Below are 19,035 nucleotides of genomic sequence, written 5' to 3' on the forward strand. Positions count from 1 at the left end.
AGTCAAAAGAGCAGATGAAATTAATCGACAAGTATATCTTAAAGCGTTATTTAGGGACTTTCAGTGTAATGTTGTTACTGTTTATTCCAATCGGAATCGTGATCGACGTTTCGGAGAAAGTGAACAAGATGATTGAAAACAAAGTGCCGTTTGTGGAAATCGCAAAATACTACATGCATTTTACGGTTTATTTCGCCAACATGCTTTTCCCGATTTTCCTGTTCTTGTCGGTAATCTGGTTTACTTCCAAATTGGCAAACAATACAGAGATTATTGCAATTTTAAGTTCCGGAATTTCATTTACCCGTTTTTTAAGGCCTTATATTATAGGTGCAACCATAGTTTCTTTGTTTGCATTGCTGATGGCTTTTATTTTAGTTCCCAATGCCAGTAAAGGGTATAATGATTTCAGGTATACTTATCTGAAAAACAACCCAAAAGTAAGGGAGAATCTCGATGTTTACAGACAGATCAGTAAAGACGAGTTTATCTATGTTAGCAATTTCAATTACATCTCCAAAATGGGTTTCAACTTTTCACTTGAAAAATTCAAGGGAGATAAGTTGGAATATAAGGTTACCGCAAACCGTATCCAATGGAACGAAGCTGACAGTACATACACCTTGTTCGGTTACCGAAAAAGAAATGTTGGTGAATTGGACGATCAGTTGACTTCTAAGGACAAACTTAAGATGAAATTGAATTTCGATATTGATGATCTTACACCAGTAGTTTACATTGCGGAAACCATGACTTTTGGGGAATTGAACAGGTTTATTGAAAAGGAAAGAGAAAGAGGTTCGTCCAATATCAATACCTATGAAGTTGTAAAATATAAAAAGTTCAGTTTACCGGTTTCAGCATTTATTCTGACCATCATCGCCGTAGCAGTATCGGCTATGAAGCGAAGAGGAGGGATGGGAGTTAATCTTGCTTTGGGAATTGCCCTGGCCTTTACTTTCATTTTCTTCGATAAAGTATTCGGAACATTAGCGGAAGCATCCAGTATGCCGCCGGTAGTAGCGGTGTGGTTGCCAAATACTATCTTTGGAATACTTGCAATTTATTTACTGAGAAATGCCAAACGATAAAGTAAGAAGTTATTTTCATCTCCATTTAATTGTATTTATTTGGGGATTTACTGCTGTGTTGGGAAAACTGATTTCCCTTGATGCATTGCCTTTGGTCTGGTATCGCATGATGATCGCGGTTTCCATCATTTTTCTGTATGTAAAAATCAAGAAGGTACCCTTATTGTTGTCAAAGCGATTACTGTTTGGTTTCTTGTTTTCGGGATTGGTTATTGCGATGCATTGGCTAACCTTCTTTATGGCGATCAAAGTGTCAAATATATCAGTGACCTTAGCGTGTTTATCCACGGGTGCTTTATTTGCCTCGATCCTGGAACCTATTTTCTACGGTAAAAAAATAGTACTGTACGAAGTGTTGTTTGGTTTATTTGTGGTTTTCGGACTGGGAATAATCTTTAAAGTCGAGGGGGATTATGTAGAAGGGATATTATTAGCTTTAACTTCTGCTTTTCTGTCCGCACTGTTTTCTGTCATTAATGGGAAATTTGCCAAATACAATGATGCTGCAGTCATAACTTTATATGAACTTGCGGGCGGGATCGGATTCTTGTCGATTTACCTGCTTTTCTCGGGAAGTTTTTCGAAAGAATTTTTTCAGATTTCTTCTTCCGATTTACTATGGTTATTTATCCTGGGATCGATCTGTACAGCTTATGCTTTCCTGGCTTCGGTCAAAGTAATGAAATTCCTGACTCCTTATACCGTAATGCTTACCATTAATCTCGAACCGATTTATGGGATCATATTGGGAATTCTTGTTTTTAGCGAAAGCGAAAAAATGAGTCCTGAATTTTATATCGGTGCTTCCATCATATTGACCACTGTAATATTGAACGGTATCATAAAAAATTACAAGAAAGTTACAAACTAATTGCTAAATAGTTTCCGCATTGTAAAATGAAAATTTTATCTTTGCGGTTCAAATAAAAGTCAAAAGAATCAAACAAAATGGAATACTTAGATTTTGAACTTCCGATCAAAGAGCTTGAAGATCAATTGGATAAATGCCAGATTATTGGTCAGGAATCGGATGTGGATGTATCCTCAACCTGCAAGCAGATCGAACAAAAATTAGAAGAAACAAAAAAAGAGATATATAAAAATCTTACAGCATGGCAACGTGTTCAGCTGTCAAGACATCCAAACCGTCCTTATACGATGGATCACGTAAGAGCTTTGTGTGGTGAAACCTTCCTGGAACTTTTCGGAGACAGAGGTGTGAAAGACGATAAAGCGATGATCGGCGGACTTGGAAAGATCAACGGACAATCATTTATGATCGTTGGTCAGCAAAAAGGATACAATACCAAAACTCGTCAGTTCCGTAATTTCGGAATGGCAAATCCTGAAGGATACCGTAAAGCACTTCGTCTGATGAAAATGGCAGAGAAGTTCGGAATTCCGGTTCTTACTTTAATCGATACTCCGGGAGCTTATCCTGGTTTGGAAGCAGAAGAAAGAGGTCAGGGAGAAGCTATTGCCCGTAACATTTTGGAAATGATCCGACTTAAAGTGCCTATCGTTTCTGTTATTGTAGGTGAAGGAGCTTCAGGAGGTGCATTAGGAATTGGTGTTGGAGACAGAGTATTAATGATGGAAAACACCTGGTATTCTGTAATTTCTCCGGAATCATGTTCTTCTATCCTTTGGAAAAGCTGGGAATATAAGGAGCAGGCTGCTGAGGCACTTAAATTGACTTCCGCTGATATGAAAAAACAAAAATTAGTTGACGATATCATTCCGGAACCTCTTGGTGGAGCACATTACGACAGAGAAACTACTTTTAAAACGGTTGAGAAATATGTGATGAAAGCTTTTAATGAACTGAAAGATTTATCAACAGAAGAATTAGTGGCACAACGTATGGATAAATACAGTAAAATGGGAGAATACAAAGAGTAAACCCCCTGTTTTCAAGAATCAGATCCGAAGCCCTGCTGCTTCGGATTTTTTTTGACTTATTAACAACGAATGCCGAGTTGTCAACAGTATGTTATTAACAACTCAAATGTATTTTTTATAAAAACTTGGCTACCTTAGCAGCATGGAAAACCTTAAGAATATAAACCCTTATAAAGTGGATAAAACTACGATCATCAACCTCGAAAAAGGGAAGTTGCCGCCACAGGCTTTAGACCTTGAAGAGGCTGTAATTGGTGCTATGATGATTGATAAAAAGGGAGTAGACGAGGTTATCGATATCTTGAGCCCGGATGCTTTCTACAAGGATGCCCATAAGTACATATTTGAAGCAATTGTTCAGTTGTTTAATGATACACAGCCAATTGACTTATTAACAGTTTCCGCGCAATTAAAAAAGAACGGAAAACTGGAATTATCAGGCGGCGATTTTTACCTGATTCAACTTACGCAAAAGATATCTTCTTCGGCACACATCGAATTTCACTCACGCATCATTCTTCAAAAATTTATTCAGCGTAGTTTGATTAGAATTTCGTCCGAGATTATTGAAGATGCATACGATGAAACGACCGATGTTTTCGATTTGTTGGACAAAGCCGAATCGAAGTTGTATGAAGTAACACAGGGAAATATTAAGCGTAGTTCTGAAACGGCGCAAAGTTTGGTTATCCAGGCGAAAAAACGAATCGAAGAAATTGCTAACAAGGAAGGTCTGAGCGGAATTCCAACCGGGTTCCACGATCTTGATAAGTTAACTTCAGGATGGCAACCTTCGGATTTGATCATTATCGCGGCTCGTCCAGGTATGGGTAAAACTGCATTCGTATTGTCAATGGCCCGTAATATGGCGGTAGATGCGGGAGCACCTGTAGCTTTGTTCTCTTTGGAGATGTCCTCGGTTCAGTTGATTACGCGTTTGATTTCTTCTGAAACCGGTCTGTCTTCCGAAAAACTGCGTACCGGTAAATTAGAAAAACACGAGTGGGAACAGCTTTCGATTAAAGTAAAAGATTTAGAAAAAGCGCCTTTATATATTGACGATACGCCATCGCTTTCCATTTTCGATTTACGTGCCAAAGCCCGTCGTTTGTCTTCGCAATACGGAATCAAGATGATCGTAATCGACTACCTTCAGTTAATGACTGCCGGAGGTAACGGAAAAGGAGGCGGAAACCGTGAGCAGGAGATTTCAACCATTTCCCGAAACTTAAAAGCATTGGCAAAAGAGTTGAATGTCCCGGTAATTGCACTTTCTCAGTTATCGCGTGCAGTGGAAACCCGTGGAGCAAGTAAGCGTCCGTTGTTATCCGACTTACGTGAATCCGGAGCAATCGAGCAAGATGCCGATATCGTATCGTTCATCTACCGACCGGAATATTATAAAATCGAAGAATGGGATGATGAAGAACGCTCTTCGACGCAAGGTCAGGGCGAGTTTATCGTAGCTAAACACCGTAATGGTGGTTTGGATAACATCCGATTGAAATTCATCGGAAGTCTGGGTAAATTTGACAATCTTGACGATCACAGTTCACCATTTGAAGATCTGCCTTCGAGTATGAATATGGATAATAATCCGTTTTTAACAAAAAACCTTCCTTCAGCCAATGAGGCCTTCGGAAGTAATATGAATAGTTTTGATGACGACAGTGATGTTCCGTTCTAATAAATGATAATAAAAAAGCTGTCCTTTTGAGACAGCTTTTTTTTTCAAAAATATGTCAAACACACACTAAAAATTCGAACTATTTTTTGCGTTGTTGAAATTAGGAGTTACCTGAATAACGCTTCCGTCTTCGTTGAACATGATTCCGCCACTTCTCTCATTGGATGCCAGTGTGATATCTAAAATTATTCTGTTTAGGATAACACGCTGTCCGTTGATCACATAAGATGTCGGCGGCATATCCGACATGAAATCAAGATATCCTTGTATTCCAAGCGGATGTAAAGTAATGTTTACTTCACAATTGTCAATGGATACCAATGTCGCAAGGCCCATGTTTTTTGTAAAATCCCAGTTGTATGTGAATTCACATTTTGCATTAGCAATAACAGGACTGGCGCCTTTCATTAACTCACTTAAAGTTAAAGTGAAAGTTGCTTGTGATGGTACAACCGCTGTACCTGCTGTTTGAGTGTTTTGATCTGACATAATATAGTTTAATTAAATGATTACTTTTTAGTTTGGAACTTTTCCAACATTTGATTCAAATCTATTTATTATTTCAGAGAATGATATAAGTAGAAATACCTGATTTTACTGATAAATTAGCGTTTTGTGCAAAAAAAAGCAGGCGAGCAAAAAGCCCGCCTGCTTCCCAATAGTTATATTATAAATTACTGTTTCGCAAGAATTATCTTTTTATTTATGATTATTCCTTCGTCACTCTGACCGATCAAATAGTAAACACCGTTGACTACATTTTCAAGAACAATGGTTTGTACTATACCGGATTGTAATTTGAAGTTTTTGACTATTTGTCCCAGCTGATTAACAATCTGGAAATTACCACTTAATTGCGAACTGATCGAAATAATTCCGTTGCTCGGATTCGGATAGATTAGGAATTCTTTATTTAATCCGAAGCTTTCATTTCCTAATACCGTGTGACAGTTAGAAGTCGAAGAACAGCTGTTTACCGTAATAATCACTGCATAATTACCCGAAACTGTTGGTGTGAAACTTTGATTAGTTTCAGTGGCGATTGGTAAATTTCCGTTATTACAATCGATCCATTGGTAAGAGGCACTAGATTGATTGGCTGTCAGTATGGTTCCAACAACGGTCAGTGTATTATCGATTAGAGCCGGTTGTGTAATAGTAAATGACCTTGTTGCTTGACAAGAATTAGCATCAGTAACAGTTACCGTGTAAGTTCCTGCAGCGAGTCCTGTAGCAGTTGCAGCCGTTCCTCCCGAAGGAGACCAAGAATAAGTGTATGGAGCAGTTCCTCCTGTTGGTGCTACCGTAGCTGTACCATTTGCTCCGCCGTTACAAGAGATATTGGTTTGACCTCCACTTGTTAAACTAATAGCCGCCGCCGGTTGAGTAATAGTAAACGATCTTGTCGCTTGACATGAATTTGCATCAGTAATAGTTACCGTGTAAGTTCCCGCAGCTAAGCCCGTAGCAGTTGCAGCCGTCCCTCCCGAAGGTGACCAAGAGTAACTGTATGGAGCAGTTCCTCCTGTTGGTGCTACCGTCGCTGTACCGTTGAAACCACCAAAACAAGAAATATTGGTTTGACTTCCTGCACTTAAACTAATAGCAGCAGCCGGTTGCGTTATAGTAAACGATCTTGTTGATTGACAGGCATTCGCATCGGTAACGGTTACTGTGTAGGTTCCAACTGCCAATCCTGTAGCAGTTGCAGCCGTTCCTCCCGAAGGAGACCAAGAATAAGTGTATGGAGCAGTTCCACCTGTTGGAGTTACAGTCGCTGTACCATTTGTTCCGCCATTACAGGAAATATTGGTTTGATTTCCACTTGTTAAACTAATAGCAGCGGCCGGTTGCGTTATAGTAAATGTTCTTGTTGCCTGACAAGTATTCGCATCAGTAACCGTTACCGTGTAAGTTCCCGCAGCGAGTCCTGTAGCAGTGGCAGCCGTTCCTCCCGAAGGAGACCAAGAATAAGTGTATGGAGCAGTTCCACCTGTTGGTGCTACCGTCGCTGTACCGTTGAAACCACCAAAACAAGAAATATTGGTTTGATTTCCACTTGTTAAACTAATGGCAGCACCCGGTTGGGTTATAGTAAATGATCTTGTTGCCTGACAAGAATTAGCATCAGTAACAGTTACAGTGTAAGTTCCCACAGCGAGTCCTGTAGCTGTTGCAGCGGTTCCTCCCGAAGGAGACCACGAGTAAGTGTATGGAGCAGTTCCACCTGTTGGAGTTACAGTCGCTGTACCATTTGTTCCGCCATTACAGGAAATATTGGTTTGATTTCCACTTGTTAAACTAATGGCAGCACCCGGTTGGGTTATAGTAAATGATCTTGTTGCCTGACAGGCATTCGCATCGGTAACAGTTACAGTGTAAGTTCCCACAGCGAGTCCTGTAGCAGTTGCAGCCGTTCCTCCCGAAGGAGACCAAGAATAAGTGTATGGAGCAGTTCCTCCTGTTGGTGCTACCGTCGCTGTACCATTTGTTCCGCCATTACAGGAAATATTGGTTTGATTTCCACTTGCTAAACTAATGGCAGCAGCCGGTTGGGTTATAGTAAATGATCTTGTTGCCTGACAAGAATTAGCATCAGTAACAGTTACAGTGTAAGTTCCCACAGCGAGTCCTGTAGCAGTTGCAGCCGTTCCTCCCGAAGGAGACCACGAGTAAGTATATGGAGCAGTTCCGCCAGTTGGAACTACCGTTGCTGTACCATTTGTTCCGCCATTACAGGAAATATTGGTTTGACTACCACTTGTTAAACTAATGGCAGCAGCCGGTTGTGTTATGGTAAACGATCTTGTTGATTGACAGGCATTCGCATCGGTAACGGTTACTGTGTAGGTTCCAACTGCCAATCCTGTAGCTGTTGCAGCGGTTCCTCCCGAAGGCGACCAAGAGTATGTATAAGGAGCAGTTCCACCTGTTGGAGTTACAGTCGCTGTACCATTTATTCCGCCATTGCAGGAAATATTGTTTTGACTTCCTGCACTTAAACTAATAGCAGCAGCCGGTTGCGTTATGGTAAACGTTCTTGTTGATTGACAGGCATTCGCATCGGTAACGGTTACTGTGTAGGTTCCAACTGCCAATCCTGTAGCTGTTGCAGCGGTTCCTCCCGAAGGCAACCAAGAGTATGTATAAGGAGCAGTTCCACCTGTTGGAGTTACAGTCGCTGTACCATTTGTTCCGCCATTACAGGAAATATTGGTTTGACTACCACTTGCTAAACTAATGGCAGCAGCCGGTTGTGTTATGGTAAACGTTCTTGTTGCCTGACAAGCATTCGCATCGGTGACAGTTACCGTGTAGCTTCCTCCCATCAGTCCCGTAGCTGTTGCAGCGGTTCCACCCGAAGGAGACCAGGAATAAGTATAAGGAGCAGTTCCACCTGATGGAGTTACGGTCGCCGTACCGTTTGTACCACCGCGGCAGGAAACATTGGTTTGACTTCCAGCTGTTAAATTAATGCCAGAAGCCGGTTGCGTAATCGTATAAGTTCGGGTTGCGGTACAACCAATTGCATCAGTAACAGTCACAGTATAAGTACCTGCTACAAGACCAGTTGCAATCGAACCTGTCCCTCCGGAAGGAGACCAACTGTAAGTGTAACTTCCGATTCCACCACTCGGCGTAACAGAGGCATTACCGGTATTGGCGCCGAAACAAGTAATATTTGTTTGGCTACCAGTGGTCGTAATATTAGAAATATTTAATGTCCCCGCATTTGAATTTGTAAAGCAAGTGGCAACGCCATTGATTGCAACTGCCCGGTACTGATAAGTATGCATAGCTGCAGTTGCACCGGTAATGGTTAAAGTACCTGTTGTTGCACCACTGTAGACGCCACCATTTGAAATATTTGTGAATCCGCTGCCTGTATTTACTTGCCATTGATATGCCGTAGCCCCAGTAGCAGAAGCAGAAAAAGTGGTATTGCTACCTACACAAATGGAGCGGTTAGGTGGATTGGAAGTAATAATTGGGGCAGTACAAGTTGGTGTTTCAAATAAACGAAAGTCGTCTGCAGCTACTTCTTGAGTCGCACCCGCATTGGCAAAAATGTTCAAACGAAGGTCTAAGGTCGTTCCCGTACCCATAAGATTTGCTGAATATTCGGTGAAGGTATATGTTAACGATGCACCGTCTCCAATCATGTCACCATTGGTATCAAGATCCAAAGTATTGCTGGAAGCCGGAGAAGCGGCCGGGACATTGCTGTAAAAGGCCAAAGCTTTAGTCCATGCGCCTCCGTCTATTCTGTATTCTATGATAACGAAATCTTGTGCGGTTCCGAAATTCAGTCCTTGCCACCCGCCAAGATTGTCCGCGGCTAAAAGACCTTTAAATGACAAACCTGTTTTTCCGGTAATATTAATTCCGCTCCAGGTAATCTGCTGATTTGCAGAAATAGCATTATTGGTACAGGTTGGGCCTTTATCGATGTCTTCCGCTGCCCATATCTTTGATCCCTGGAAACCTGAATACGATCCATTCTGCAGCGCAACTCCTGCCGGAATTGTTCTCATAAAATAGGCTGTAGCCGGAGGTCCGCCACAAGTAAATTCTGCGATGGAAGGTGTCCGTGAACCGGAACTCGGGGCACCGGTGTCTTCAAAGGTGTCGCTCCAAAATTGAGTTTGCGCCTTTGTTCCGTTGTAAAAAAAGCAGAGCAACATCGCAAAAATCAGTGTAAAATTCTTTTTCATAATCACATATTTAAAATTAATTCGTTGTTTGAAGATTAAATGTCGCTGCTTGCGGATGTATTTCAGCAAACTGTGCTACTGTAAGGATTCCTTGATCTGTCTTGAGTATTCTGACAGCAATTTGTTGGTTATCAATGCATGCGATGTTTAAACTGTCGGTAATTGAAACAATTGTTCCGGGTTGCTTGTCATGAGGTTCATTCACCAAGTCAGCGATAATTAGCTTAACCTGTTCATCAATAAGGGTACAATCGGCACCCACATTCCAAGGGTTGCAGGCATTGATCAGTGCAATGATCTCAGTTGCCGACATTCGTTTCCAATTAATATAAGTATCAGACAGCTGCGGTTTTTCATAGTAATAGGATTGGGTTTCGTCTTGTATGTGATTTGGGATGTTGTTGGCAAATTGCAGCATATTGGCCGTGTTGAGTACGACCTGGGCCATTCGGTCGCTTATTCTTACGGATAGTTTTCCGTAAGTGTCTGTCTTGAGGATCGGAATAAAATCGTTAAAAATGATATTGCCCTCATCAAACTTTGCGTTCATATAATGAGCACAAATGGCTGTTTGGATTTCTTCATTTTTCAGTACTTCAAAAATGGGCATCACACCTCTATATTCTGGCAGCGGTCCCGGATGGAAGTTGATGAATTTGTCCTCTCCATAAGAAAGAACTTCTTCGGGAAGCAAAAAAGGAAATGATATACAAAATATATAATCGGGCTGAATTTCATCAATCCATCCTCGCATCGACGTGATGCTTTTTTTATCAGGGAAAGATCGGAAACTTAAATTGCTTTCTTCAGATTCCCGTTCCAATGCATCTATTATGGAATCAGTGCCTTTTCCAATGGCGATGGCATACAGAAATTTTTCATATGCCAGTAACTGAAGCGCTTTAAAGGCAAAACTCCCACCACATAGTACCATTATTTTTTTTTGTGTTTCCATATTAAATGCAGGTATAGCTATTATACCAGGATGATGTTACGTTGTTAAGACCCTGATTGATTAAATTTTCAAAATATGCGGACAGATCCTCAGTCGGACCTTCAATCCGCACTTGACATTTTCCTTCTTCAGTAGAAATTAAGGTTGCATCGTATAATGGCGCTATCGAAGTATTCGTTTTTGTGTCAAAGTATATAAGACCTCGCGGACTTTCGAATTCAAAAGAATGTAAGCCGCATGCAGTTTTTGAAATATTGTTTTTGTGCTCGTCTAAAAGTTCAAGCACTTTTACGGTGATAGAAGCGCTTTCCCAACTTAATAGCGAAAAAAGGTTGGGGGTTCTGCCGGCATTGGTCATTGTCTCAACGAAGGATTTGTTTTGTTCGGAAATCATGTTCTTTGACCATGCTGCAATACCTTTGATATTATTGCCTGGATAGTTCGCATCGGCAAGCATTGTTTCCTCAAATCCAAACGGTGGTAAATAAACTGGAAGATTTGTTCCGTTGAATGATTTTTTAAGGCCTTCAAAATACCATTGTATGAAGTCGCCGCTAAAAAGAGTTAACAAGGCACTATTTGGATTTTGCTCCAAATGATTTGTCAACGGCTCTATGCTGAAATCTTCTGCTTTATAGCCTGTGGCATGATTGAAGACAACCGTTCCTCCATTTTCTTCATATCCTTTTATCAGACTGTAAGTTTGTAAATAGCCGCCATCATAATATCCTGTTACCATGCCGGCTGTGGTATAGCCATCATTAACCGCTTGTTTTGCAGCAAGATATGCGCCTAAAGAATTATGAAGAGAATGATAAAAAATGTTGGGACAACTTGGCCATTCATGGGGTAAATTGGCACCTGCATCCAATACAATCAGCATTTTATTGGCGGACAGAAACAACGGACGAAGTAATTGCGCCATCCGATGTCCGATATAAGCAATAACAACTGAAGCGTTTTCTTCCAATAATAACTTTTCTGCGCTTCGGTAACAGTGTTGCTTGTCTGCGCCGAAGCCGATGTTCTCGGTAACGATTCTGATATCACTTCGATTTAATGTTTTTAATCCTGAGCGAAGGCCTTCATATAAATCAAAGCCAATGGTATGGTAAAATGTGGATCTTGCTAATAAAATTCCGATTGTCTGCATAGGTTGTTGATAAGGAAAAGGGAAATTTCCGTTTCGAAAATTTCCCTTTAGTTGCTTTTAATTAGGGTCTGCTTGGGAATATTCCTTCTATTGCGATGGAATAATTGATGGCCAGATAGGGGTTCATGATGTCGATAGGAAGACCATTTCCTGTTGGATCGGTCGTTCCGCTGATAGTCGTTCCTCCCGTGAACGTATTTGGAGTAGCGCCACTTCCGGAATATGCTGCTGCTGTGGTTGTCGCCGGAAAATTACCTTCCGGAGAACTTTCATCAGCGTTTGCGGTTGAAGCTTTTTGTTTTACGACAACGTTAGACAAGGAATGTACGTGAGGAGGAATATTCGCTAAGCTTAACGTTGCAGTTGGAGTACCTCCGGTTTGTCCTATACTATAAGACGGTAAACCCGCACCCGAACCCTGACCGATCGGCACGCGGCCTTGTAAGTCAGGTAATCTGAAATTACTCATTCCGTCCCCTCCGTACATTGTTCCAAGAAGTGCAAATAACGCTGAGTTTTGGGAAATGCTCAAAAGTTGGCCCTGACATGTCAGGTAGCCTTGCGGGGCAAAATTAAAGCCCAATAATTTTATTTCGCCTATAAATGGTTCTAGAGACATGATCTTGTTTTTTTATTGTGGATTAATTTACGGTCTGCTTGGAAAAATCCCTTGAGTAGCTATAGAATAATTGATTGCCAAGTAGGGATTCATGATTGAAAAAGGCGTGCCTGAACCTGCCATATCTGTGGTTCCGGAAACAGTTGCACCTCCTGTAAATACGTTTGGTGTAGCTCCGCTCCCTGAATAGGCAGCACTGGTAGTAGTTGCCGGAAAAGTTCCTTCCGGTGAGCTTTCGTCTGCATTAGAGCTGGAAGCTTGTAGTTTGACAGAAACCGAGTTTAGCGTGTGCACGTGTGCCGGCATGTTTGATGTTAAAAGGGTGATGTTCGGCGTACCGGCAAGTTGTCCCATAGTATAAGCCGGTAAGCCAGCGCCTTGCCCTTGTCCGATAGGCATACGACCCTGCAAGTTAGGAAGACCGAAAGTCGTCTGCCCGTTTCCTCCATACATAGTGCCTAATAATGAAAAAAGTGCGGTATTTTGTGCAATAGATAAGATTTGACCCTGACAGGTTAGGTAGCCCTGTGGGGCAAAATTAAATCCGAAAATTTTAATTTCTCCAATAAATGGTTCTGTTGACATAGTATATGTGTTTAAATTAATGTACTCCCATGATTTTAATTGCGGCTAAAATAGGTAATAAACGTCTTACATAAACAGGTAGAAATACCTGTTTTTATATTTAAGAATATTCTTTCACTGCTGCCTGTCCTTGTGCTAAGTCGGGAAATGAGGTTAAAGCTGTGTGAGTTGTAACGAGTTGAGAAGGTCAAGGTTATTTAATTGCTAAAAAGTATCATTTTTTTTGTTAAAGTGTAGGAAAATACTAATTTTATGCGCTTTAAGAGAATTGAGAAAAATTGTACAAATAATTTAAAAACAGAAATTATGTCTGAAGAAAACACTACCGGAACTGTGGTAAACACAATTACTTTGAGCACAGCGCAACAATGGGCGGCAACATGGAGACAAACCCCTGGTGCGACGGTGAAAGCGCATTTGATTCCTCAAGTTGACATTACGCAGCTTTTAGCAGAAAAAAACGTTGTTGATGTGAGAGCTTACATCGGGATCGATGAAAACGGAGAGAACAAATTAATGTTGGTGGGTGTTGATGCCGATGGAAACGATCTGATCGACGATACGCAAGAGCAGTATATTTATGATTTTACAAAACCATGTCCTACCGTTTGTTGCGTAGACAGTCCTTTGTATACTTTAAAATAATTGCATGACCGAAGCATTAGCCTATCTTGGCGATTTTTTATTGCTGATCAATCTTCTGCTTTTTGCTAAAGGCTTTTCAAAACACGGGAAAGCCTTTAGTATTTTTACGGTATACTTAGGTGTAATGTTTACGATTCAGATGCTTTCCAGTTTTTTGACGTATCTGAAAATAGGCAATTTATTTCTGTCGCACTTTTACTTTATCCTCCAGTTTCTTCTTCTCAGTTCATTTTATTTGACCATTTTGAAGGATAATTTTCAAAAGAAAGCAGTGAAAGCGGGAATGCTGACCGGATTGTCTTTGCTCACAGTGCAATATGGTTATGATTTTAGCAATTTTCAGAAGTTTAACCTTTTTGAGATTTTCATTACTTCTTTTCTGCTGATTATTTATTCGACCTTCCACTTTTATAACTTACTGAATGAGAAGAAAAAGTTCTACTACATAAATATGGGAATCCTACTGTATTTATTTGGCAGCACCATTTTGTTTTTGGTGGGGAATTTAATGGAAAAGATAAGCCCGGACTTCAATCAGATAACCTGGCTACTGAATACTGCACTATATATTGTTTACCAGTTATTTGTGCTGATGGAATGGGAGCAGTTCCAATCGAAGAAAAACTCAACAGAAATATCATGGAAATAAGTACCGTTGCTGAAACCGAACTAATAGAGGCGATTGTTTTTACGTTTATAGCTTTTTTGCTGATGGGCGTTGTTCTAATTCTCTTTTTTTATTTTTCAAGAAAGAAAATTATCAAAAATGAATTGGAAAAAAAAGATATGGAACTTCAGTATCAAAGCGAACTGCTTCGTGCTACACTTGTTACTCAGGAGGAAGAACGAAAACGAATAGCGCAGGATCTGCATGATGATATCAGTTCTAAACTGAATATTGTTTCGTTGAACAGTCACATGCTTTCCTGTGCCGAATTGTCTACGGCGGAATTAGCTGATGTCAGGGAGAATATCATTAGTCTGACCAATAAAGCACTTGAAAATTCCCGAAGAATAGCCCATGATCTCCTTCCACCCACATTGGATAATTTTGGATTTCATGCGGGGGTAGAAGAGCTCTGTGTGGAATTCAGCAGCAGCAAAGCAGTAGTTGTGAATTATGAAAATCAGGTGCAGTTTGCGGAGGCTGATAAAGACAAACACTTGCATGTTTTCCGGATTCTGCAGGAACTAATGAACAATTCCTTACGACACGGAAAAGCAACAGCCATTTCCATTAGCTTTACGGAGGAAGCGGGTAGAACAGTATGTACATATGTGGATAACGGTATCGGGTTTTCTATGGATTCAGTGAAGAAAAATAAAGGAATCGGGATGAAAAATATCGAAAGCCGCATCGCTTTTTTGAATGGCGGAATTACTGTGAACGCTGCAATTAATGAGGGAATAGAAGTAATTTTTAATTTTTAAAGGATGACCGACAAAATCAAGATTATTTTGGCTGATGATGAAGTATTGTTCCGAAAAGGAATTTCTTTTTTACTGCAGAAAGAAAAAAATATCGAAATCATTTTTGAGGCTTCAAACGGGAACGAGCTTGTAACTTTTATGAATTCGGCGGACAATCATCCGGATATCATAGTCATGGATTTAAAAATGCCGGACCTGAACGGTGTGGAGACCACGAAAATTATCCGTCGGGATTTTCCCAATGTGAAGATTATTGCGCTGACGAGTTATAATACAAAATCGTTTGTTGCCAATATGATCAACGTTGGTGCTGTTTCCTATCTGGTCAAGAACACGACACCTCAGGAATTGATCAGTACCATCAATGAAGTGGCAACCAAAGGATTTTACTACAATGAGTATGTGATGAAGATCATACTTGACGATTTGGTGAAAACCGATAAGAATCCGAAAAGCGGGTTTGACAGTAACCATCTTACTAATCGCGAAAAAGAGGTGCTGGAATTGATATGCAAACAATTCAGCAGCCATGAAATAGCGGATAAGTTGTGCATCAGCTCAAGAACTGTTGAGGGACACCGTAACAATCTGCTGTTAAAAACCGATTCTAAGAATATCGCCGGATTGGTGGTCTATGCCATCCAGAATGAGATCGTTGGACTCGATAATTTGTCTTAATTTAAAAGTTAAATTTTATGTCGTTTTAAGTTCTGGTTTATATCTTTGATACAAAGTTTAAAACGATGCTAAAGAAAACACTATACATTTTTCTCTTTCTGATTTCCCTGTCGGCAAAAGCATCGTTTGTATTGCTGCCGATGGATCCTGAAACACAGCAAAATCACTTAAAGGCTTACGGAATTACCTATTGGGCGTTGGAAAAGCAGTACAAGGTAAGTTGGTTATTAAACTACCGTGGTGGTTCTTTTTTATTGCCTGATGCACCTGAAATTAGAAAAGAATGCCAGATTCGGGGCGTGAGTTTTGAAGTACTTTCCGATGGCGCTGCCAATTCGATTTTAGAAGAAATCAGTTCGCCTTCCCAAAATATGGAAACCGTCGTTCTGGAAAAAGCGCCAAAAATTGCCGTTTATACTCCGAAAGGAAAACAACCTTGGGATGATGCGGTGACCTTAGTTTTGACTTATGCGGAAATTCCGTTTACCCCAATTTATGACGAAGAAGTACTGAATGATGCCTTGTTGTTATACGATTGGCTGCACTTGCATCACGAGGATTTTACCGGTCAGTACGGGAAATTCTTTGGGGCTTATCGAAATGCCCCTTGGTATATTGAACAAAAGAAAGAATCGGAGGCTTTGGCCACCAAGTTGGGATACGATAAAGTTTCAAAGGAAAAATTGGCGGTCGCACAAAAAATCAGGGATTTTGTTATTGGAGGCGGATTCATGTTTGCTATGTGTTCTGCTACCGACAGTTTTGATATAGCGCTTTCTGCCGAAGGAGTCGATATTTGCGAACCGATGTTTGATGGCGATGAAAGTGATGCGAATTACCAGACCAAAATCGATTACAATAAAACATTTGCCTTCAAAGACTTTACTTTAGAGCGCAATCCCGTGGTTTATGAATTTTCAAATATCGATGTGACCAATGCGAGAAAAGTATTACCGGATTTGGATTACTTTACGTTGATGGAATATTCGGCAAAATGGGATCCGATTCCGTCAATGCTGTGCCAGAATCATACCCAATTGGTCAAAGGATTTATGGGGCAATCAACGGCATTTGACAGTGATCTGATAAAATCGAATATCCTGATAATGGGTGAAAACAAACAAAACGGAGAAGCACGATACATCCACGGAACAAAAGGAAAGGGAATGTTTACGTTCTACGGAGGTCACGATCCGGAAGATTATCAGCATAAAGTGGGTGACGCTCCAACGGTTTTGGATTTACATCCCAATTCACCAGGGTATCGCCTGATTTTAAACAATGTTCTATTCCCGGCAGCAAGGAAGAAAAAACTGAAAACCTAATAAAAAAAGCCATCTGAACTTAGATGGCTTTTTTTATATAATAATTAATCTATAGGCAATTCCGTGGCAATCGCTATCCTGTTCCACATATTGATTGTTGTGATCATCATGATAATCTGTGCCAGATACTCATTGTCAAATAATTTGGCTGCCGCCTGATAGGTAGCATCAGAAACATGATTCTGAATTAGGGTAACTTCTTCGGTTAATGCAAGTATGGCTTTTTCTTCTTCTGAAAACAGTGAAGTTTCGCGCCAGGCATTTAAAAGATAAATTCGCTGTTCGGTTTCACCCATTTTTCCGGCATCCCTTGTGTGCATATTGATACAAAAAGCACAACCGTTGATTTGAGATGCCCTGATTTTGATCAGTTCTTTGTGAATAGGATTTAATCGTGATGTTGCCAAGTATTTTTCTAATCCTAACATTGCTTTGTATGCTTCAGGTTCGGTCTGTTGCATGTTGATTCGTGTTGTCATTTTTAAATCTTTTTAAATTACATGACAAAGTTCAGCATACATGATTTTAAAAAACTTGAAGTAGTTCAAGAAAGCGATTATATTTTTGCTTCGCCTGTTCCCTTTCGGTCGAGTCCGGCTCGTATTTTACTCAGGAATTCAGCCGAAAAATCAAGATAGGAGGCCAACATGTATTGCGGGACCCTTTGAATAAAATCGGGAAAACTGGTGCTGAAATGACGATAGCGTTCTTCAGCGCTCATTGTGAACAGGTATTTGATCCTCATCTGGGATGCTGCAAACGATTTCTGAAGAATCATTCTGAAATAACGTTCGAGTTTTGGGATTTCAACGAATAATTGGTCCAGGTCATTTTTGTGAATCAGGATGATCTCTGAGTTTTCAACGGCCTGAATATAGAAATTGGATGGTTTTTGATTATCAAAACTCATGTAATCGGAAATCCACCAGTTCTCTATTCCGAACTGAAGTGTTTGTTCAGTTCCTTTTTCATTGAGAATATAGAGACGGAGACAGCCTTTTTGAATGAAACATAAAAAATCGCAGGTTTCACCTTCTTTTAATAAATGCTCTTTTTTGCTGATTTTTCTGAAACTGATTTTAGACAGAAGCTGGTCCTGTTCTTCTTCGTTCAGGTTGATTTTGTTTTGGATATGTATGACAAGAGAAGAATCCATGCAGAACAGTTTTTAGTCGTAATAATTTTAAAAATTCCAAACCAGTATACGACTCACTTTATTACCCTGTGCCATATCAATGGTTCTAACGTTTGCGGCATGTACTTTTTTTAATACCGTATATAAAGGTTTAAGGTTTTCTCTTTTCGAGACAAGCGATGAAAAAGCTTTGCATTGCGTTTTAAAATGAACACTTTCATAAATCATATTGGTGATAAACGCCAGTTCGCCGCCTTCACACCAAAGTTCGTTATTTTGTCCGCTGAAATTCAAAACAGGTTTGCCTTCCACCGTTTTACCTAAATTCTTTAGTTTTCGAGTAGTTCCTTTTGTGGCTTCGGCTCTTGAATTATGGAAAGGAGGATTGCAGATCGTAATGTCAAATTGTTCATCCGGTTGAATAATTCCTTTGAAAATATTTCTTTTACTCGGCTGTAATCGGATGGAAACCGAATCTTTCAGCTCAGGATTTTTACTGATGGTGATTTCGGCGGTTTGTTTTGCCGGTTTGTCCACTTCGGTGCCGATAAATTCCCAACCGTATTCCTGATGCCCAATGATTGGATAAATACAATTGGCACCAACACCAATATCCAAAACGCGGATCGTATTTCCTGTAGGGACGGTACCTTTATTGTTGTCGGCTAAAATATCGGCAATATAATGAATGTAATCAGCCCGGCCCGGAATGGGAGGACAGAGGTTGGTTTTTGGCAATTCCCAATAACTGATGTTGTAATAGTGTTTTAGTAAAGCTTTGTTTAAAGCACGAACCGCATCCGGATTGGCAAAGTCGATGCTTTCATTGCCGAACTTGTTCACTGCAACAAAAGATTTTAAGTCCGGCCAAGTTTCAATTAGAGTTTTGAAATCGTAATTGCCATTGTGCTTGTTTCTCGGATGCAAACTCTTCGGAACGCTTTCTTTATCTGTGTTTTTCATGGGGATCGAATTGGAATCAAAGGTAGTTTAAAATTAACATTTCAAAAAGTAAAATGGTTTGCTGTTTATTTCCGTCCCGATAGCTATCAGGAGAAAGGGAGTTGTCAGCTGAAAAGAAGGATTGGGAGAATGGCTGGTATCAAAGATTCTA

18 protein-coding genes are annotated in these 19,035 nt (G+C 40.3%); 9 read left to right on the forward strand and 9 right to left on the reverse strand.

The genetic code is table 11. From position 1 onward, the window contains the following. The first annotated feature begins 14 nt into the window (after positions 1-14). From AC3E9U_RS06605 to dnaB, 4 genes are all read left to right on the forward strand, one after another. Entirely contained in the window at positions 15-1,091 is a 1,077-nt protein-coding gene (locus tag AC3E9U_RS06605) for an LptF/LptG family permease (protein WP_488746106.1), read from the forward strand. Next, positions 1,078-1,962: a DMT family transporter gene (locus tag AC3E9U_RS06610; RefSeq protein ID WP_488746107.1), complete on the forward strand. Its 885-nt coding sequence runs from the start codon at positions 1,078-1,080 to the stop codon at positions 1,960-1,962. The genes AC3E9U_RS06605 and AC3E9U_RS06610 overlap by 14 nt, the downstream gene beginning before the upstream one ends. Positions 1,963-2,039: 77 nt before the next feature. Next, positions 2,040-2,993 carry an acetyl-CoA carboxylase carboxyltransferase subunit alpha gene (locus AC3E9U_RS06615; RefSeq protein WP_488746108.1) on the forward strand — a complete coding sequence of 318 codons (954 nt, stop codon included), beginning with the start codon at positions 2,040-2,042 and terminating at the stop codon, positions 2,991-2,993. A 142-nt stretch (positions 2,994-3,135) separates the two neighbouring features. Beyond that, positions 3,136-4,680, forward strand: a complete 1,545-nt coding sequence (gene dnaB / locus AC3E9U_RS06620; protein ID WP_488746109.1) for a replicative DNA helicase — start codon at positions 3,136-3,138, stop codon at positions 4,678-4,680. A gap of 66 nt (positions 4,681-4,746) precedes the next feature. Here the strand turns inward: dnaB and AC3E9U_RS06625 are convergent, their stop codons facing one another. From AC3E9U_RS06625 to AC3E9U_RS06650, 6 genes are all read right to left on the reverse strand, one after another. After that, positions 4,747-5,169 carry a hypothetical protein gene (locus AC3E9U_RS06625; RefSeq protein ID WP_488746110.1) on the reverse strand — a complete coding sequence of 141 codons (423 nt, stop codon included), beginning with the start codon at positions 5,167-5,169 and terminating at the stop codon, positions 4,747-4,749. A gap of 185 nt (positions 5,170-5,354) precedes the next feature. Continuing rightward, positions 5,355-9,395 (reverse strand): T9SS type A sorting domain-containing protein, encoded by a 4,041-nt coding sequence (locus AC3E9U_RS06630; protein ID WP_488746111.1) that lies wholly within the window; start codon positions 9,393-9,395, stop codon positions 5,355-5,357. 16 nt (positions 9,396-9,411) lie between these two features. Beyond that, complete coding sequence (locus AC3E9U_RS06635; RefSeq protein WP_488746112.1) at positions 9,412-10,350, reverse strand: methionyl-tRNA formyltransferase; 939 nt, start codon at positions 10,348-10,350, stop codon at positions 9,412-9,414. A 1-nt stretch (position 10,351) separates the two neighbouring features. Next, positions 10,352-11,503 (reverse strand): ABC transporter substrate-binding protein, encoded by a 1,152-nt coding sequence (locus tag AC3E9U_RS06640; RefSeq protein WP_488746113.1) that lies wholly within the window; start codon positions 11,501-11,503, stop codon positions 10,352-10,354. 61 nt (positions 11,504-11,564) lie between these two features. After that, complete coding sequence (locus AC3E9U_RS06645) at positions 11,565-12,122, reverse strand: phage tail protein (RefSeq protein WP_488746114.1); 558 nt, start codon at positions 12,120-12,122, stop codon at positions 11,565-11,567. Positions 12,123-12,149: 27 nt separating this feature from the next. Further along, complete coding sequence (locus AC3E9U_RS06650; RefSeq protein WP_488746115.1) at positions 12,150-12,707, reverse strand: phage tail protein; 558 nt, start codon at positions 12,705-12,707, stop codon at positions 12,150-12,152. Positions 12,708-13,013: 306 nt separating this feature from the next. Between AC3E9U_RS06650 and AC3E9U_RS06655 the strand changes: the two genes are divergently transcribed. From AC3E9U_RS06655 to AC3E9U_RS06675, 5 genes are all read left to right on the forward strand, one after another. Then, the gene (locus tag AC3E9U_RS06655) at positions 13,014-13,352 is read left to right on the forward strand and encodes a hypothetical protein (RefSeq protein ID WP_488746116.1); all 339 of its coding nucleotides are present in this window, start codon (positions 13,014-13,016) and stop codon (positions 13,350-13,352) included. 4 nt (positions 13,353-13,356) lie between these two features. Continuing rightward, positions 13,357-14,001, forward strand: a complete 645-nt coding sequence (locus tag AC3E9U_RS06660) for a hypothetical protein (protein WP_488746117.1) — start codon at positions 13,357-13,359, stop codon at positions 13,999-14,001. After that, positions 13,992-14,783: a sensor histidine kinase gene (locus AC3E9U_RS06665; RefSeq protein ID WP_488746118.1), complete on the forward strand. Its 792-nt coding sequence runs from the start codon at positions 13,992-13,994 to the stop codon at positions 14,781-14,783. The genes AC3E9U_RS06660 and AC3E9U_RS06665 overlap by 10 nt, the downstream gene beginning before the upstream one ends. A 3-nt stretch (positions 14,784-14,786) precedes the next feature. Further along, positions 14,787-15,461 carry a response regulator gene (locus tag AC3E9U_RS06670; RefSeq protein WP_488746119.1) on the forward strand — a complete coding sequence of 225 codons (675 nt, stop codon included), beginning with the start codon at positions 14,787-14,789 and terminating at the stop codon, positions 15,459-15,461. Between the two features lie 65 nt (positions 15,462-15,526). Beyond that, a complete protein-coding gene (locus tag AC3E9U_RS06675) occupies positions 15,527-16,786 on the forward strand; it encodes an asparagine synthetase B (RefSeq protein WP_488746120.1) in 1,260 nt (419 codons plus the stop codon). Positions 16,787-16,830: 44 nt separating this feature from the next. On the opposite strand, the gene AC3E9U_RS06680 is transcribed toward AC3E9U_RS06675, so the two are convergent. The 3 genes from AC3E9U_RS06680 to rlmF form a co-directional block, all read right to left on the reverse strand. Next, the gene (locus AC3E9U_RS06680; RefSeq protein WP_488746121.1) at positions 16,831-17,265 is read right to left on the reverse strand and encodes a carboxymuconolactone decarboxylase family protein; all 435 of its coding nucleotides are present in this window, start codon (positions 17,263-17,265) and stop codon (positions 16,831-16,833) included. A gap of 77 nt (positions 17,266-17,342) precedes the next feature. Next, positions 17,343-17,942, reverse strand: coding sequence for a Crp/Fnr family transcriptional regulator (locus AC3E9U_RS06685; protein ID WP_488746122.1), 600 nt, complete (start codon positions 17,940-17,942; stop codon positions 17,343-17,345). Between the two features lie 27 nt (positions 17,943-17,969). Then, a complete protein-coding gene (gene rlmF, locus AC3E9U_RS06690; RefSeq protein ID WP_488746123.1) occupies positions 17,970-18,884 on the reverse strand; it encodes a 23S rRNA (adenine(1618)-N(6))-methyltransferase RlmF in 915 nt (304 codons plus the stop codon). Positions 18,885-19,035 lie beyond the last annotated feature (151 nt).

Source organism: Flavobacterium sp. 21.1, assembly GCF_057801535.1.

Coding starts and splice junctions, on each gene's coding strand:
- AC3E9U_RS06605 (WP_488746106.1), top strand. CDS start 15: ATGAAATTAATCGACAAGTATATCTTAAAGCGTTATTTAGGGACTTTC.
- AC3E9U_RS06610 (WP_488746107.1), top strand. CDS start 1,078: ATGCCAAACGATAAAGTAAGAAGTTATTTTCATCTCCATTTAATTGTA.
- AC3E9U_RS06615 (WP_488746108.1), top strand. CDS start 2,040: ATGGAATACTTAGATTTTGAACTTCCGATCAAAGAGCTTGAAGATCAA.
- dnaB (WP_488746109.1), top strand. CDS start 3,136: ATGGAAAACCTTAAGAATATAAACCCTTATAAAGTGGATAAAACTACG.
- AC3E9U_RS06625 (WP_488746110.1), bottom strand. CDS start 5,169: ATGTCAGATCAAAACACTCAAACAGCAGGTACAGCGGTTGTACCATCA.
- AC3E9U_RS06630 (WP_488746111.1), bottom strand. CDS start 9,395: ATGAAAAAGAATTTTACACTGATTTTTGCGATGTTGCTCTGCTTTTTT.
- AC3E9U_RS06635 (WP_488746112.1), bottom strand. CDS start 10,350: ATGGAAACACAAAAAAAAATAATGGTACTATGTGGTGGGAGTTTTGCC.
- AC3E9U_RS06640 (WP_488746113.1), bottom strand. CDS start 11,503: ATGCAGACAATCGGAATTTTATTAGCAAGATCCACATTTTACCATACC.
- AC3E9U_RS06645 (WP_488746114.1), bottom strand. CDS start 12,122: ATGTCTCTAGAACCATTTATAGGCGAAATAAAATTATTGGGCTTTAAT.
- AC3E9U_RS06650 (WP_488746115.1), bottom strand. CDS start 12,707: ATGTCAACAGAACCATTTATTGGAGAAATTAAAATTTTCGGATTTAAT.
- AC3E9U_RS06655 (WP_488746116.1), top strand. CDS start 13,014: ATGTCTGAAGAAAACACTACCGGAACTGTGGTAAACACAATTACTTTG.
- AC3E9U_RS06660 (WP_488746117.1), top strand. CDS start 13,357: ATGACCGAAGCATTAGCCTATCTTGGCGATTTTTTATTGCTGATCAAT.
- AC3E9U_RS06665 (WP_488746118.1), top strand. CDS start 13,992: ATGGAAATAAGTACCGTTGCTGAAACCGAACTAATAGAGGCGATTGTT.
- AC3E9U_RS06670 (WP_488746119.1), top strand. CDS start 14,787: ATGACCGACAAAATCAAGATTATTTTGGCTGATGATGAAGTATTGTTC.
- AC3E9U_RS06675 (WP_488746120.1), top strand. CDS start 15,527: ATGCTAAAGAAAACACTATACATTTTTCTCTTTCTGATTTCCCTGTCG.
- AC3E9U_RS06680 (WP_488746121.1), bottom strand. CDS start 17,265: ATGACAACACGAATCAACATGCAACAGACCGAACCTGAAGCATACAAA.
- AC3E9U_RS06685 (WP_488746122.1), bottom strand. CDS start 17,942: ATGGATTCTTCTCTTGTCATACATATCCAAAACAAAATCAACCTGAAC.
- rlmF (WP_488746123.1), bottom strand. CDS start 18,884: ATGAAAAACACAGATAAAGAAAGCGTTCCGAAGAGTTTGCATCCGAGA.